At 34.0% G+C, this 16,773-nt stretch carries 15 protein-coding genes and 1 pseudogene; 13 read left to right on the top strand and 3 right to left on the bottom strand.

The window, feature by feature from the left end:
- Nucleotides 1–188 (top strand): annotated as a pseudogene (locus tag ACTJIW_RS21870) (transcriptional regulator); the annotation flags it as partial.
- 180 nt (nt 189–368) lie between these two features.
- Nucleotides 369–818 carry a GNAT family N-acetyltransferase gene (locus ACTJIW_RS21865; protein WP_274251054.1) on the top strand — a complete coding sequence of 150 codons (450 nt, stop codon included), beginning with the start codon at nt 369–371 and terminating at the stop codon, nt 816–818.
- Between the two features lie 153 nt (nt 819–971).
- Here the strand turns inward: ACTJIW_RS21865 and ACTJIW_RS21860 are convergent, their stop codons facing one another.
- Nucleotides 972–1,757: a sulfite exporter TauE/SafE family protein gene (locus ACTJIW_RS21860; protein WP_440715159.1), complete on the bottom strand. Its 786-nt coding sequence runs from the start codon at nt 1,755–1,757 to the stop codon at nt 972–974.
- A gap of 310 nt (nt 1,758–2,067) precedes the next feature.
- The gene (locus ACTJIW_RS21855; RefSeq protein ID WP_440715158.1) at nt 2,068–2,694 is read right to left on the bottom strand and encodes a Crp/Fnr family transcriptional regulator; all 627 of its coding nucleotides are present in this window, start codon (nt 2,692–2,694) and stop codon (nt 2,068–2,070) included.
- A gap of 401 nt (nt 2,695–3,095) precedes the next feature.
- On the opposite strand from ACTJIW_RS21855, the gene ACTJIW_RS21850 reads away from it, so the two are divergent.
- From ACTJIW_RS21850 to ACTJIW_RS21805, 10 genes are all read left to right on the top strand, one after another.
- Nucleotides 3,096–3,407, top strand: a complete 312-nt coding sequence (locus tag ACTJIW_RS21850; protein ID WP_012026835.1) for a rhodanese-like domain-containing protein — start codon at nt 3,096–3,098, stop codon at nt 3,405–3,407.
- Between the two features lie 73 nt (nt 3,408–3,480).
- On the top strand, nt 3,481–5,061 hold the full coding sequence (locus tag ACTJIW_RS21845; protein WP_440715157.1) for an NADP-dependent glyceraldehyde-3-phosphate dehydrogenase: 1,581 nt from the start codon (nt 3,481–3,483) through the stop codon (nt 5,059–5,061).
- Between the two features lie 215 nt (nt 5,062–5,276).
- Complete coding sequence (locus tag ACTJIW_RS21840) at nt 5,277–7,148, top strand: M1 family metallopeptidase (RefSeq protein ID WP_440715156.1); 1,872 nt, start codon at nt 5,277–5,279, stop codon at nt 7,146–7,148.
- A gap of 17 nt (nt 7,149–7,165) precedes the next feature.
- Entirely contained in the window at nt 7,166–7,558 is a 393-nt protein-coding gene (locus tag ACTJIW_RS21835; protein ID WP_121360421.1) for an ACT domain-containing protein, read from the top strand.
- Between the two features lie 157 nt (nt 7,559–7,715).
- A complete protein-coding gene (locus ACTJIW_RS21830; RefSeq protein ID WP_012026831.1) occupies nt 7,716–8,333 on the top strand; it encodes a hypothetical protein in 618 nt (205 codons plus the stop codon).
- Nucleotides 8,334–8,451: 118 nt separating this feature from the next.
- A complete protein-coding gene (locus ACTJIW_RS21825) occupies nt 8,452–8,859 on the top strand; it encodes a GNAT family N-acetyltransferase (RefSeq protein WP_073408663.1) in 408 nt (135 codons plus the stop codon).
- A 168-nt stretch (nt 8,860–9,027) separates the two neighbouring features.
- On the top strand, nt 9,028–9,405 hold the full coding sequence (locus ACTJIW_RS21820; RefSeq protein ID WP_149206496.1) for a hypothetical protein: 378 nt from the start codon (nt 9,028–9,030) through the stop codon (nt 9,403–9,405).
- 173 nt (nt 9,406–9,578) lie between these two features.
- On the top strand, nt 9,579–10,661 hold the full coding sequence (locus tag ACTJIW_RS21815; protein WP_012026828.1) for an efflux RND transporter periplasmic adaptor subunit: 1,083 nt from the start codon (nt 9,579–9,581) through the stop codon (nt 10,659–10,661).
- Between the two features lie 34 nt (nt 10,662–10,695).
- A complete protein-coding gene (locus tag ACTJIW_RS21810) occupies nt 10,696–13,863 on the top strand; it encodes an efflux RND transporter permease subunit (protein WP_012026827.1) in 3,168 nt (1,055 codons plus the stop codon).
- Nucleotides 13,856–15,295, top strand: a complete 1,440-nt coding sequence (locus ACTJIW_RS21805) for a TolC family protein (protein WP_012026826.1) — start codon at nt 13,856–13,858, stop codon at nt 15,293–15,295. Before ACTJIW_RS21810 ends, ACTJIW_RS21805 begins: the two co-directional genes overlap by 8 nt.
- 73 nt (nt 15,296–15,368) lie before the next feature.
- Here ACTJIW_RS21805 and ACTJIW_RS21800 read toward each other — a convergent pair whose 3' ends face one another.
- A complete protein-coding gene (locus ACTJIW_RS21800; protein WP_183044560.1) occupies nt 15,369–16,118 on the bottom strand; it encodes a DeoR/GlpR family DNA-binding transcription regulator in 750 nt (249 codons plus the stop codon).
- 88 nt (nt 16,119–16,206) lie between these two features.
- On the opposite strand from ACTJIW_RS21800, the gene ACTJIW_RS21795 reads away from it, so the two are divergent.
- Nucleotides 16,207–16,740 (top strand): 5' nucleotidase, NT5C type, encoded by a 534-nt coding sequence (locus tag ACTJIW_RS21795; protein ID WP_012026824.1) that lies wholly within the window; start codon nt 16,207–16,209, stop codon nt 16,738–16,740.
- The last annotated feature ends 33 nt before the right edge of the window (nt 16,741–16,773 follow it).

The raw sequence follows: 16,773 nt of genomic DNA, 5'->3' as shown, positions 1-16,773 counted from the left end.
AAGAATCTGTTTTTAATTTCTTTAATAACTTTTACGATAACAGCTCAAGTCAGGGAAATAGTTTTAATCAAGGTATGTATGCTACTTTTAATCCTTTAGATAAAGTTATCGAACTTTATGAGCGATTGGTTCAGGCAGAAAAAGAAAAAGTAGATTATCTAGAAAAACTATTAAATAAAGAAAAATAAAAACTTTCAGTTTTAATTAAAAAATACAAATCCGTTTATTTTTAGAAATAAACGGATTTTTAGTTTTATTGAGGTTAAATACTTTGGCAGAATGCTGGATGACCTTGTTTTCTGTAAACTGGACTATAAGTAAGCTGGTGGTTTGCCATACTTTCGCTTTTTTAACTAAAGCATTTAACAATGGATTACAAAATCAAAAAAGCAAGTATTGAAGATCTTAATGAAACAGCAGAACTTTTTAATCTTTATCGTGTTTTTTATCGTCAGGAATCTGATGTAGAAAAAGGAAAAGCATTTCTTAAAGAACGATTATTGAATAATGAGTCGGATATTTTTTTAGTAACGATTAACGAAAAAGCGGTTGGGTTCGTGCAGCTCTACAAATTATTTCATTACACAAAACTGCAAAAACAATGGCTTTTGAGCGATCTTTTTGTACATCCGGATTATCGAGGCAAAGGATTATCTGTGGCTTTAATTGACCGCAGTAAATTATGGTGTGAAGAAACTGGAGCCTGCGGTTTAATGCTTGAAACTGAAAAAACAAATGATATTGGAAATACATTATATCCTCGATGCGGTTTTGAATATGATGGACTTCACAATTATTATCATTGGTGGAGAAACTGATAAATAATTGACTGCAATTTAAAATATTAGAAAAAACTTAATTTAAATACAAATCCGTTTATTCCCCAAAATAAACGGATTTTTTAGTTTTCATCTTTGCCAAAATTAAAAACCTTGACAAAGACTACTTTACAAGTGCAAACTAAATTCGAATTAAAATAAAACTTCTTTTGTAATAATATAAAATCCCATTACGAGAACAAACCAGCCAAAAAGAGGTTTTAATTTCGCGCCGTCGATTTTTTTAGAAAGCTGGCTTCCGATAAACATTCCCAAAAGCGCCATTCCTGAAACGCCTAATAAAAAAGTATAATCAATTGGAGTTCCGATGTATAAATCGCCCCCAAAACCTATTGAAGAATTAATGGTGATGATTAGCAGTGAAGTCCCAACAGCTTGTTTCATAGGTAATTTGGCGAAAAATAAAAGGGCGGGAATAATTAGGAATCCTCCTCCGGCGCCAAGAAATCCTGTTACGATTCCAACCAAAAAACCAATTATGCTTAGTTGAGTGTAATTGGTTTCGGTGCTTTTTATTTCGGACTGATTTTTCTTGATCATCGAAATCGCCGCGGTTATCATCAAAATAGAAAAGACAATCATAATTAGAAAATCTTTTGAAACTGAATAAGAAGCAATTGAGAAAATAGTCGAAGCAATCTGCGGGAAAATAACTTCGCGGATAATCAATATTGAAATTACAGACGGAACAGCAAAATACAATGCTGATTTTAGCTTTAGATTTCCCATTTTGTAATGGCTGTAACTTCCAAATAATGCCGTCAGCCCAACAATAAATAAAGAATAAGAAGTTGCCTGATCCGGATTTACTCTAAATAAATAGACTAAAATAGGAATAGTAAGAATAGAACCGCCTCCGCCAATTAAGCCAAGAGAAATCCCGATTATGATTGAAGCAAAATATCCTAAATATTCCATTGCATTTGTTTTTATGCAAAGTTGCTTCGGAAATTAGAAACCTACAGTAACATTTATCACATACAGATATTTTTTTGCAGGTGGATTTTTGCCCACTGATTTTACGGATGAAACGGGTTGTCGCGGAATGTTAAGATTCTATGTGTTTAAAAATTTAAGATAAAGTGTGTCAGTTCGAGCGAAGTCGAGAACCCGCAAAGCATTTCGATTTCGCTCAATGTGACAAAACAATCTGTGTAAATCTTTTAATGTGTGGCAAAAAGAAAAAACAGCGTGAACCCGTTTCATCCGTAAAATCCGTGAGCCAATATTATTTTAATAATTCAATTTGGTTTCGGTTGAGTTTTACCAAACCGCGCTGTTCCATTTTTTTTAGTAATCTCGAAATAACTTCTCTGGAGGTATTTAATTCGGTTGCGATTTCCTGATGCGAGAGATTTACTTCAGAACAGCCGCAGGCATCAGAATGTCTTTTTAGGTAAAACTCCAAACGCTCATCCATAGAACGGAAAGCAATATTATCGACAACTTCCAGAACTTCTTCAAAACGGCTTCTATAGGTTTCAATTACAAATTCGTACCACGATCTGTGTTCCATCATCCATTTATCCATCATTTGCAGCGGAATCATCATGACCGAAACATCTTCGACAACCTTTGCCATAATCTGGCTTTTTTCGCTTTTGGCGGTGCAGATCATCGAAATAGCGCAGGCTTGTCCAGGTTGCAGATAATACATTAAAAATTCGCCTCCATCTTCGCCTTCACGGTAAATTTTGATTTTTCCTTTGGTTATCAAAACCGTGTTTTTAATGTACTGTCCGGTACGCATTAAAATAGTTCCGGCTTCAAAATCCTGAAGACTTCCGTTTTCTTCAATAGTAGCAATAAGTTCGCTGGAAAAATTAGGAAAGATGGTTTTTAATGAATTTTGCATTAGAGAGATTTAAAAATGGAAACAACATTTAACCATTAAGCGATTAAGTTTCATTAAGCTTAATTTACCTTCATTTTTTAATGGTTGGAAATAAAAAACTTTAATGTTTGTGTCTTGTTTGTTTTGTCAAAAAGAGATTAAAAATTATAATTTTTTACAAAGATAATCGATTCAGGTTATATTAATTGTCAGAAAACTAGATTTAGGTTGAATTTTATGTAAATGAAAAAATCCTATTTTCTATCGATTTTGCAGACTATAATTTTAAAAATAGTAAGTAAATTTGTAAATCACTGATTATAATACTTTCTCTAAAACGTTTTCTGAGAATAATAATCGAAATCGCATTTGGTACGTTTTTTATAAATAGAAACGTCGTAATTTTACAAAAAACACATATTATGAATTTATCACAAGAAGATTGGGTTAATCAGCTTGCTGCTGACGAGAATGCAGTTATACTGGACGTAAGAACTGAAGACGAATTTAATGACGGCTATATTGAAAATGCTTTAAACATTGATATCAATAAAGGTCAGGCTTTTATTTATGAAATCGAAGAATTAGATAAAAATAAAAACTACTATGTGTATTGTCGTTCTGGAGCCAGAAGTGCTAAAGCATGTCAGATTATGAACGAGTTAGGTATAGAAAATGCCTACAATCTGCTTGGTGGTATACTGGACTGGGAAGGCGAAACCGTACAACCATAAAAAGAAGAAGAGGCACAAAAAGCCTCTTTTTTCATTAAAAAACTATTAATAACCAAACAAAAATTACCAGATTATGAGTTTAATACCCGAAGAGTTTGAGATTAAAACCCTTATAAATCAAGATACTTATCTTGTAAATGGTGAATTAAAACAATGGACAGGACAAACCACTCCTGTGTTTTCTACCATTTCTTCTACAGAAAAATACACACCTACATTATTAGGATCGATTCCTTTTATGGCCGAAGCCGAAGCAGCAGAAGTTGTTGAAGCAGCAAATGCAGCCTATGATAAAGGACAAGGTTTATGGCCAACCATGAAAGTGGCTGACCGTATTAAATGCATGGAGAATTTCGTTAAACAAATGAAAGAAACCCGCGAAGAAGTGGTTAAGCTTTTGATGTGGGAAATTGGGAAAAACCTTGGTGATTCTCAAAAAGAGTTTGACAGAACTGTTGAATATATTTATGATACCATTGCCAGCTATAAAGAATTAAACGGACGCAGTTCGCATTTTGAAAAAGTGCAAGGTGTAAACGCTATGATTCGCCGCGGACCTCTTGGAGTAGTTTTATGTCTTGGGCCGTACAATTATCCTTTAAATGAAACTTTCTCATTGTTGATTCCGGCTTTGATTATGGGGAATACTGTGATTTTTAAACCTGCTAAACATGGTGTTTTATGTATTTCGCCATTATTAGAAGCTTTTAGAAGCAGTTTTCCAAAAGGAGTTATCAATATTGTTTACGGAAGAGGCCGTGAAGTTGCTTCGCCAATTATGAAATCTGGTAAAATTGATGTTTTGGCATTAATTGGAAACAGTAAATCGGCGATTGCTTTGCAGGATCAGCATCCAAATAAAAACAGACTTCGTTTAATTTTAGGTCTTGAAGCTAAAAACCCGGCAATTATTCTTCCGGATGCCGATTTAGATTTGGCAATTCAGGAATGTATTACGGGAACTTTGTCTTTTAACGGACAGCGTTGTACGGCTTTAAAAGTTCTTTACGTTCACGAATCAATCAGAGAAGAATTCAATAAAAGATTCTCTGAAAAAGTAGATGCCCTGCAATTTGGAAATCCGTGGGAAAAAGGAGTGTCTTTAACACCGCTTCCAGAAACTGAAAAACCAAATTACATTCAGGGATTAATTGACGATGCTGTAAGCAAAGGAGCAAAAATCCTGAACGAAAAAGGAGGAAAACATTCAGATAATTATATTTTTCCAGCCGTATTATATCCGGTAAACAGTAAAATGCGTGTGTATCACGAAGAACAGTTTGGTCCAGTAGTTCCAATTATTTCTTTCAAAGATATTCAGGAACCTTTAGAAGATATGGCCGAATCTAATTACGGACAGCAGGTAAGTTTGTTCGGAAAAGATATTAAAACCCTTGCACCGCTTATCGATGCTTTGGTAAACTTAGTATGCCGTGTAAACTTAAACAGTTCTTGCCAAAGAGGTCCGGATGCTTTCCCATTTACAGGTCGTAAAGATTCTGCAGTAGGGACATTAAGTATTCCAGATGCTTTGCGCTCTTTCTCAATTCGTACGTTTGTCGCTTCAAAAGATATCGCTTATAACAATGAAATTCTGCAGGAATTGTTAAACAGCAAAGAGTCGAATTTTATTAATACCGACTATATCTTGTAAGCATCAAGGTTATATATTAATTGTAGCAGGCCGTCTTTTTCTTTATAAGAATCAGACGGTTTTTCTTTTTTTAAAGATGCGAAATACTAAGGTTCTAAACTGCTAAGTTTTTTGATTTTGTAACTTTGAAGATAAATTTTATCAATTTTGTAACTTTATTTTAAAAATACGGTCTTATATAAAAACTTAAATTTTATAAAACCAAAAACCAGCTTATGAAAAAACTATCAATTCATCTTGCATTCACTGCTTTTTTAATTCTGGCACAAACAGGATTTGCACAAGAGCTTTATATGCCAAGAAATATTAAGGCAGCTTATGCCAAAGGCACTCGTTCTGCAGACGGAAAACCGGGAAAAAATTATTGGCAGAATCATGGTAAATATACTATGGATATTACGGTTGATGCCAAAACCAAAATGGTTTCGGGAACAGAAACCATTATTTACGAAAACAACAGCAATGACAGTTTAAAAAATCTGGTTATTCGTTTTGTAAACAATCTTCATAAACCATCTGCACCAAGAAGCGGCGATGTGAGCGAGGATTTTTTAAGTAATGGCTTAACGCTTACGTCTCTTAAAGTAGCTGGAGAAACCTATAATGAAAATGCCAGAAGTTGGGGAACTGTTGGAAACGTAAAGCTAAAAAAAGCACTTGCACCGCATTCTAAAACAACTATTAATATCGACTGGAATTATCCTTTATCAAAAGAAAGCGGCAGAGAAGGGCAAATAGACGAAAGTACTTTTTTTGTGGCCTACAGTTATCCAAGAGTTTCTGTTTTTGACGATTACAATGGCTGGGACAGAATACCTCATACAGATCGTCAGGAATTTTATAACGACTTTAATGATTATGTTTATTCTGTAAAAGCACCAAAAAACTTTGTGGTTTATGCGACTGGTGATTTCTTAAATCCAGATGAGGTTTTACAGCCGGAGTTTGCTGCACGTCTAAAAAAATCATATTCAACAGATGAAATTCTGCATATTGCAAACGAACAGGAAATGAAAAGCGGTATCGTAACCAAACAAAACGAATGGAATATCTGGAAATTTGAAGCCAAAAATATTACTGATGTCTGCTTTGGTTTAAGCGATCATTATTTATGGGATGCCAGCAGTGTTTTGGTAGATAAAAAAACAAACCGCCGCGCGAGCGTTCAGGCAGCGTATGATATTAAAGGAACCGACTTTGTAAACTCTGTTAAAAACAATCAGTTTGCCTTAGACTGGTTTTCAAATAACTGGCCTGGAATTCCATATCCATATTCTAAAATGACTGCTTTTCAGGGATTTGCTGATATGGAATATCCAATGATGTGTAACGATTCGCAGATGAATGATCCAAAATTTGCTCAATTAGTTCAGGATCATGAAGTAGCACATACTTATTTTCCGTTTTATATGGGAATCAACGAAACCCGTTATGCATACATGGATGAAGGCTGGGCAACAACTTTTGAATACTTAATTGGAATTGCTGAGCATGGAAAAGAAGCGGCGGATAAATTCTACAAAGAATTTAGAGTTGAATACTACATTAACGATAAATCTACAGAAGAAGATCAGCCTATAATTTCAATGTCTACACAGGTTTCTGGTCCGGGTTATGGAAATAACTCTTACGGAAAAGCTTCTCTGTCTTATTTAGCACTAAAAGATATGCTTGGAGATGATTTGTTTAAAAAAGCGCTTCACCATTATATGGATACCTGGAACGGAAAACATCCAATTCCTTGGGATTATTTCAATTCGATGAATACAGGTTCAGGCAAAAACTTAAATTGGTTTTTCAATAACTGGTTTTTTACCAATAATTATATTGATATATCTGTTAAAAGTGTTTCCAAAAACATTGTTTCAATCCAAAACAAAGGCGGTTTTGCCATTCCGTTTGATGTGATTGTGGTTTATGCTGATAATTCAACAGAAACAATTCATGAAACACCTTCTGTTTGGGAGAAAAATCAAAAAACGGCGCAGGTAGCAGTTAATACTAAAAAACAAATTAAAAAAGTGACTGTTGACGGCGGAATATTTTTAGATGCAACGCCGGATGATAACATTTGGAACAATAAATAACAATCAAAATAAATAAAATGTCTGGAGAAAAGGATTTACAAACGTTACTAAAAAGCATGAAACCCGAACATAAGTCTGGGGATTATGTTTTTTGTAAAGTCCAAAAATTAGAGAATCTGAATTTAGATGAAATTGCAATGATCTTTAGAGAAGATGAAGCCATAACGCTGATTTTAAAAAAAGAAACTGCCGATAAATTAAATTTAGAATATTCTGTTGTAATGTCCTGGATTACACTTTCTGTACATTCTTCTTTAGAAGCAGTTGGTTTAACTGCCGCTTTTTCAAAAGCACTTTCAGATCATGAAATAAGCTGCAATGTTGTAGCCGCGTTTTATCACGATCATATTTTTGTAAATAAGAAAGATATTACACAATCGATGAAAATTTTAAATTCATTTTCAAATTAAATTTACATCAAGTAATCTCTTTTGATTGTAATAGAAGGAAAAAGCCAAATCTTAAAAAAAGATTTGGCTTTTTTTGATACTTTATTACGGGAAACCGTATTTGTAAGAAATTTTTATTCACTACGTTTGCAAAAAATAAAAAAACACCCCTAAACCAATGAAAAATTATTTAATTCTTATCATTTTGTTGTTTTCAATGAAAATTGCTGCACAAAATGATGCTAAGGCTAAATTCCAGAAAAATAAATACGAATTGGCCGTTTCTTATTACAAAAAATCAGATTTTGTAAATGCTTTAGACCAATTTTCAATCGCATCTAAAATTAGACCTGAAAATGAAATAGGTCAGGAATCAATCAAAAAAGTAGATACCTTAAAAGAAATTTTAAGAAAAGAAATTTTAGAGAAAGTAAACGGAACCTGGCTCATGACTGGCGATAAACCAAGCTGGACTGTAAATGCGAATGATAATTTTAAGAACAAATTAGTTGACGAATTAGTAGAAATTGGTAATAATAAAATTTTGTTTTATGAAGTAGATCGTAAAACAAAAGCAAAAAAACTTATAAAAACTGAAGATTTGGTGTATTACAACATGGATAAATCAGACGCTTTATTTTCAGCATTTATTTTATCAGATGGTACAATTTGGAACTGTACAGTTGATGATAAATCAAAAGTTCTTCATGTAATTAATATTGCAAAAAAAGGAGAAAACGGAGTTGAAAAAATTACAGAAAACAACGATGAGATATTTTATAAAAAAGCTATTTAAGCTTTATTGTAAATAAATAAACAAAAAAGGAATCTAATTTTAGATTCCTTTTTTGTTTTTGAATCATATAAAGTATTTTTTAGTCCATAAATTTGTAATCAGTTAATAGACTTTAAAAATGGAAATAAAAGAAATTCAAGCTTCACAAACCTGGCAGATTAGACATGAAGTAATGTGGCCGGATCAGCCTTTTGAATTTGTACAATTAGAAGAAGACAATTCAGGGTTTCATTTTGGAGTTTTTGAAGAAGATAAATTAGTTTCTATAGTTTCTTGTTTTATTGAAGGAAAAGAAATGCAGTTTAGAAAATTAGCCACTTTAGAAGAATATCAGGGAAAAGGAATTGCATCATGTCTTTTAAAATACATTTTCGAATTTGCAAAAAGCAGAGACTTAAAAAGGGTATGGTGTAACGCAAGAAGTAACAAAAAATTGTTCTATGAAAAATTTGGAATGAAAGATACTTTTAAAACCTTTGTAAAAGCAGATCAGGAATTTACGATAATGGAAATTATGCTTTTTTAAGTTTATTTGTAAATTATTGATTTTTAGACATATGTCAATAAATGTAAGATAATGAATAAGATTTTTGCTGAATATTAAATAAAAGAAAACGTTTTCGTTTTAAGTAACTGTTAAACCTTGTTAAAAATTCTTTTTTTGTTTTAATTCTTTTATTACTTTCGCACCGAAATGAGAAAGTTAATAGTATTTTTAGTATTCATGAATATGCTTCTGTTTGGCGGAGGCCAATACTTGAATGCCAATACTTTTGGTGCTCATAATCACCATCATCTGCAAAAACACCGAGTTAAATTTACCAATCAGGATCGAGGCAGTTCAATAATTGAAGATGCTGATGTTGATATTGAAGAAGATCTTCTTGGCGGTGATGATACTAATTTACTAACGAACAAGTATTTTACTGCTTCGTATAGTTTGGTAGACGCTTTATATCTGGCACTTTCAGATCAGTCTGCAGCGAATGATTCTAATCGTTTAAAAATTTCTGTCCCTTTCTTTGGGCATTCAAATCCTATCTATATTACTCAACGAGTATTACGAATTTGATTTTACAATATACATCGGTTACCTGAGTTGGATCTCTGCGTATCTTGCTGTTGTATATTTTCTACTTCTGCTTATATCAAAGTTAAGGTCTGGACTAAGGCTGACTGATGCATTTTAACATCCAAAAGGAATTTTCATTCCAAAGCTTCAATCGCTTAATTTCCAAACTAATCATGAAAAAAATCATTGTTTTCACAGGCTTAATGGCCTTGGTGTGCTTAACGAGCTGTACATCTAAAAAAGAAGAAAAAGAAGAAGTTGAAAAATTTACCGTTACTAATCCGGTTAAAATCGATACTTCGTTTACAAAAGAATATGTTTCACAAATAAAATCAGTTCGAAATATCGAATTGCGTGCCCAGGAAAAAGGGTTTTTACAAAATATATACGTTGATGAAGGACAGTTTGTAAAAAAAGGACAACTGTTGTTTAAAATTATGCCAAATATGTATGAGGCTGAACTGCTTAAAGCACAGTCTGAACAAAAATCTGCAGAAATTGAATTGCAGAACTCTAAATTACTGGCAGATAAAAATATCGTTTCTAAAAACGAATTGAGCGTTGCTCAGGCAAAACTACAATCTGCAAAAGCAGAAGTATCATTAGCAAGACTTCATTTATCATTTACAGAAATCAGAGCTCCGTTTGACGGAACAATCGACCGTATTCCTTTAAAATTAGGAAGTTTAATCGACGAAGGCGAATTGCTGACAAGTCTTTCAGACAACAGCCAGATGTTTGCTTACTTCAACGTTTCGGAGCCAGAATATCTTCAGTATGAAACCAATATTAAAGATCGTGCTGATAACAAAGTAGCTTTAGTATTAGCAAACGGAGATATTTTTAAAGATAAAGGGAATGTTGAAGTTATAGAAAGTGAATTCAATAACGAAACAGGAAATATCGCTTTCAGAGCAAGATTCCCAAATTCTGGAAAATTACTTAGAAATGGCGAAACAGGACAGGTTCAAATGAATGTTCCTCTTAAAAATGCTATTGTAATTCCACAAAAAGCAACTTACGAAATTCAGGATAAAAAATATGTTTTTGTAGTAGGCAAGGACGACAAAGTTAGTTCAAGAGAAATTACAATTACTGGTGAAATCCCTGATTTGTACGTGATTAAAAGCGGTATTTCAGAAAATGACAGAATCTTACTTGAAGGTGTTCAGAAAGTAAAAGAAAACGACAAAATTAAATATGATTACCAATCGCCTAAAGAGGTAATGAATCATTTACGTTTAAAAGCAGAATAGGTTTACTGGGTTTTAATCATTAAAAAATACAAAAATGTTTAATAAATTTATTCAAAGACCTGTTCTGTCGATAGTAATATCGTTGATTATTGTCTTCTTAGGGGTATTGTCGGTATTGAATTTACCAATTACCCAATTCCCTACAATTTCACCGCCAATGGTGAACGTTACTGCAGATTATCCTGGATCTAACGGTGAGCTGATGATTAAGGCGGTTGTTATTCCGCTGGAAAGAGCTCTAAACGGGGTTCCGGGAATGAAATATATGGCTTCTGATGCCGGAAACGATGGTGAGGCTACAATTAAAGTAGTTTTTAATTTAGGTACAGATCCAAATCAGGCAGCTATTAACGTGCAAAACCGTGTAGCTTCTGTTACAAATAAACTTCCTCCTTTGGTAATTCGTGAAGGTATTAAAATTACCAGAGAAGTACCGAGTATGTTGATGTACGTGAACCTTTACAGTACAGACAAAAATACCGACATGAAGTTCTTATACAACTATGCCGATATCAACGTACTTTCTGAATTAAAAAGGGTAAATGGTATTGGTTCTGGAGATATCTTAGGAACACGTGAATATGCAATGCGTATCTGGCTGAAACCAGACCGTATGTTAGCATATAAAATTTCTGCTGATGAAATAATGGAAGCATTATCTAGTCAGAGTTTGGAGGCTTCTCCGGGTAAAACAGGAGAGAGTTCTGGTAAACGTTCTCAGGCATTCGAATATGTATTAAAATATTCTGGACGTTTTACGACAAAAGAGCAATATGAGAATATTGTAGTAAAAGCAAATCCAAACGGAGAGCTTTTGAGATTGAAAGATGTTGCTAAAGTTGAATTTGGAAGCTCGATGTATGATATCTATTCTAATTTGAATGGAAGACCATCTGCAGCGATCGTATTAAAACAATCTTTTGGTAGTAACGCAAATCAGGTTATTGAAGAAGTTAAGGCCAAACTGGAAAAAATCAAACAAAGATTTCCAAAAGGAATGGATTATGAAATTTCGTATGACGTTTCTAAATTCCTTGATGCTTCTATCGAAAAAGTAATTCACACGCTTGTTGAAGCCTTTATTCTGGTAGGTTTAGTAGTATTCCTTTTCTTAGGAGACTGGCGTTCGACAGTAATTCCTGCGATTGCAGTACCTGTATCGCTTGTGGGAACTTTTGTGTTCATGACATTTTTTGATATTTCATTGAACTTGATTACGTTATTTGCTTTAGTATTGGCAATTGGAGTCGTCGTCGATGATGCGATTGTGGTTATCGAAGCCGTTCACGCCAAGATGGAAGAAGAACACCTGTCGCCGTTTAAGGCAACTAAAAAAGCTATGCATGAAATTGCGGGGGCAATTATTGCGATTACGTTCTTAATGGCGGCAGTATTTATTCCAGTTGCATTTATGTCTGGTCCTGTTGGGGTATTCTACAGACAGTTTTCTGTAACTATGGCAACTGCAATTATTCTTTCGGGTATTGTGGCATTGACATTGACACCGGCGCTTTGTGCGATGATGTTAAAAAACAATCACGGACAGCCTAAAAAGAAAACACCTGCAAATAGATTTATTGATGCTTTCAACGAAAAGTTCAACTTAGCACAAGGAAAATATCAAAATTTATTAGGGAAAATTGTTAACAGACGAGTGGTTACTATCGTAGCACTTCTGGTTTTCTGTGCTGGAACATGGTTAATAAGCAGCACAGTTCCTTCAGGATTTATCCCAAATGAGGATCAGGGAATGTTTTACGCTGTAATTCAGACACCGCCGGGTTCATCTTTAGAAAGAACTAACAATATTGCGGAAAGAGTTCAAAAAATTGCAGAAGATATCGACGGAGTAAAATCAGTTTCTTCATTAGCAGGTTATGAAATCCTTTCTGAAGGTACAGGAGCAAACTCAGGAACTTGTTTGGTGAACTTGAAAGACTGGAATGACAGAAAAGAATCTGTAGTTGAGATTATGCATGAAATGGAGGAAAAATGTAAAGACATTACAGGTGCTAATATCGAATTTTTCCAACCGCCTGCTGTACCTGGTTATGGTGCTGCCGGAGGTTTTGAGCTTCGTTTGTTAGATAAAACAGGTTCTGTAGATTATAAGAGAATGGAGCAAGTAAACAATGATTTTGTGGCAGAATTAAACAAACAGCCAGAATTATCAAACGTATTTAGTTTCTACAGCTCTAGTTTCCCTCAATACATGATGAAAGTCGACAATGATTTGGCACAGCAAAAAGGAGTTTCTATTGAAAACGCCATGAATACTTTGTCAACACTTGTAGGAAGTAACTACGAAATTAGTTTTATAAAATTTGGTATCAACTATAAAGTAATCGTTCAGGCTTCGCCGGAATATCGTGCACAGCCAGATGATATCTTAAAATTGTATGTAAAAAACGATCGTGATGAAATGGTTCCTTTTTCTGCTTTTATGAAATTAGAAAAAGTATACGGACTTTCAGAAATTACACGTCATAATATGTATACCTCAACACAAATTAGTGGTTCACCGGCTGCAGGTTACAGTTCTGGTACAGCGATTAAAGTTATTCAGAAAATCGCTGCTGAAAAATTACCGAGAGGATATGACATTGACTGGGCAGGTATTTCTGCCGATGAGGTAGCACAGGGTAATCAGGCTATTTGGGTATTCCTGATCTGTTTAGGATTCGTTTACTTAGTATTAGCAGCACAATATGAGAGTTTTATTCTGCCATTATCAGTAATCTTTTCATTACCTGCAGGTATTTTTGGAGCATTCCTTTTATTAAAATTAACAGGATTAGAAAACAATATTTATGCTCAGGTTGCCATGGTAATGCTTATTGGTTTATTAGGTAAAAATGCCGTACTGATCGTAGAGTTTGCGATTCAGAGACATGCTGCAGGATTATCTGTTTTACAAGCTGCAATGGAAGGAGCAAAAGCAAGGTTCCGTCCAATTTTGATGACTTCATTTGCATTTATCGCGGGATTATTGCCGCTTACGTTTGCAACTGGTCCGGGTAAAATTGGTAACAGAACCATTGGTACTGCTGCTGCCGGAGGTATGCTTATAGGAACAATCTGCGGGGTATTTGTAATTCCGGGCTTGTATTTCATTTTTGCCAAAATTGCTGAAAAACACAAACTGGTAAAACATGAAGAAGAAAATCCATTAACAGAAGAAATTGATAACAATCATGTATAAAGTTAAAACATATCAATACAGTATTGCATTGGGCTTATGTCTTGCCGTGGCAGGATGTAAAGCTCCTGCAGCTGAAACAGCAAGTACAAGTGCTCCGGTTCCTGAAGCATTTGGAAACGTTAAATCTCAGGATACAACTAATACTGCAGCCTTAAAATGGAAAGATTTCTTTAAGGATCAAAATTTAGTTGAACTAATCGATATTGCGCTGAAAAACAATCAGGAACTGAATATGACTTTGCAGGAAATTGAAATTGCAAAGAATGATATCAGAGTTCGTAAAGGCGCTTTACTGCCAACAGTTGGTGTTCGTGCCGGTGCAGGAATCGAAAAAGTGGGACGTTACACAAGTCAGGGAGCAGGTGATGCTACAACAGAAATAAAACCCGGAGTAGAAACACCAGATCCATTACCAGATTATACCATTGCTGCTTATGCAAATTGGGAAGTAGATATCTGGAAAAAACTGCGTAATTCTAAAAAGGCAGCTGTAAACCGTTATTTAGCTACAGTTGAAGGTAAAAACTTTGTAATTACAAATCTAATTGCCGAAATCGCTGATTCTTATTATGAATTATTAGCTTTAGACAGCCAATTGGAAATTGTAAAGCAGACAATTGAATTACAGAGCAATGCTTTGGAAATTGTAAAAGTTCAGAAACAAGCAGCTAGAGCTACAGAACTTGGAGTTCAGAAGTTTCAGGCTGAGGTTTTAACTTCAAAAAGTTTAGAGTTTGATATTCTTCAGAAAATTAAAGAAAACGAAAACAAAATCAACTTTTTGTTAGGACGTTATCCACAGGAAATAAAAAGAGAGAAAACCAATTTTACAGACTTGCTTCCGGCAGTTGTAAACTCTGGAATTCCATCTCAGTTACTTGCAAATCGTCCAGATGTTAAACAAGCTGAATTAGAGTTAGTAGCTGCAAAACTAGATGTAAAAGTGGCAAAAGCTGAATTTTATCCTTCATTGGATATTTCTGCTGCTTTTGGAGTTCAGGCTTTTAAACCTTCTTATTTGTTTACATTCCCTGAGTCAATTTTGTATTCATTAGCAGGAGATCTTGCTGCGCCGCTTATTAACAGAAATGCTATTAAAGCAGAATTTTCAAGCGCTAACGCAAGACAGCTTCAGGCTTTGTACAATTACGATAAAACAATTTTGAATGCATATTTAGAAGTTTCAACACAACTTTCTAAAATCGAAAATCTTCAAAAAGGTTACGATTTAAAATCACAGCAGGTTGATGCTTTAAATAGATCAATTGATGTTTCAAATGATTTGTTTAAATCTGCGAGAGTAGATTATTTTGAAGTTTTAATGACGCAGAGAGATGCATTAGAAGCTAAACTTGAATTAATCGACACTAAAAAAGAACAATTAAATGCTGCGGTTCATGTTTACAGAGACCTGGGCGGCGGATGGAAATAATTTTGCCAATTAATTTGTAGAAAAAAAAGCCTTTCGGAAGTAAAGTTCTGAAAGGCTTTTTTGTTTTATGAATTTACAGAATAGTCAAACCAGTATTTTGATACACTTTTAAAATTTCATCTTCTGGTGAAACATTCGTTACCAAAACATTAATATCTTTTATTGGGCAGACAAAATAAGATTCTGCAGTTTCTACTTTTTCGATAGAACTTAATGCGATCACAAAATTAGAATTCTGAACCATGTTTTTTTTCAGCATTGAATCATCATATAAAATTCCGGTAACACCGCGTTCATGATGAATGCTGCAGATTCCTAAAATACACACATCGGCCCTAAAACTTCTAAAAAAGTCTACTGTTTCAATACTCGAAGTTGTGAAGGAAGTTTTGCACATTTTACCGCCTGCAAAAATTAAATCAATATTGGGTAAATCTTCAACCAATGTCGCAACCGGAAAACTGTTGGTAATTACGGTTAATTTTAAATCATAAGGAAAACTGGCAACTAAAGCCAGAGAAGTAGTTCCACCGTCAATAAAAACAACTTGTCCGTCTTTTAAATAAGAAATCGCTTTCTGCGCAATAATCTTTTTGTTTTCAATATCATGCTTTTCTCTCTTTCTGTAATGTAATGGAATAGGGGAAGGAGCAACCGCGCCGCCGCGAACAGCTTTTAAAAGTCCCTGATCCGAAAGTTCTTTTAAATCACGTCTGATAGTATCTTCAGAAACACTTAGGTATTCGCTTAATTCTATGGAGGTTACACGATGTTCTTTAGATAAATATTCTAAAATTGCCTTTTGTCGTTCTTCCTTTTTCATTTTATTTGCGGTTTTATATTGCAAAAATAAGTTAAAAATTGCAATAATTTGCAATTTTTGCATAATTTTACCGCAAAATAGAATTACAATGAAAAAGAAAACAATTGCAATAGATATGGATGGTGTTCTCGCTGATGTCGAATCGCAGATAATAGACCATTACAATAAAGCCTACGGAACCAATTTAACAAAAGAAGGTATTCAGGGATTAAGTGAAGAGGAAGCTTTTAAGGAAAGAGAATTGTTATTTGAAATTCTAAACAAGGATAATTTTTTCAGAACACTGCCTGTAATGCCAGATGCTGTTGAAAGTGTGCGTGAACTGCAAAAGAATTTTGAGATTTTTATAGTTTCTGCTGCAACAGAATTCCCAATTTCATTAGCTGAAAAAGTAGCCTGGCTTGGCGAACATTTTCCTTTTATTAAATGGGAAAACATTGTTTTATGCGGCAGTAAAAGAATCATCAATACTGATTATTTAATAGACGATCATTGCAAAAACCTAGATTACTGTATGGGTAAACCTATTATGTTTACTGCATTTCACAATATAAACCAAACGCATCATTTAAGGGTAAACAACTGGAAAGAAGCGGTTGCGGTTTTAAACGAAACATTATAAACTGAAAGGTTATAATAGTTGTTTTTTGAAGAT

Origin of the sequence: Flavobacterium sp. 22659, from assembly GCF_052044235.1 — a bacterium.
GTDB classification, from domain to species: Bacteria; Bacteroidota; Bacteroidia; order Flavobacteriales; family Flavobacteriaceae; genus Flavobacterium; species Flavobacterium johnsoniae.
The sequence above is the reverse complement of the archived record's forward strand: the minus strand, read 5'-3'. Positions and strand labels throughout refer to the sequence as shown.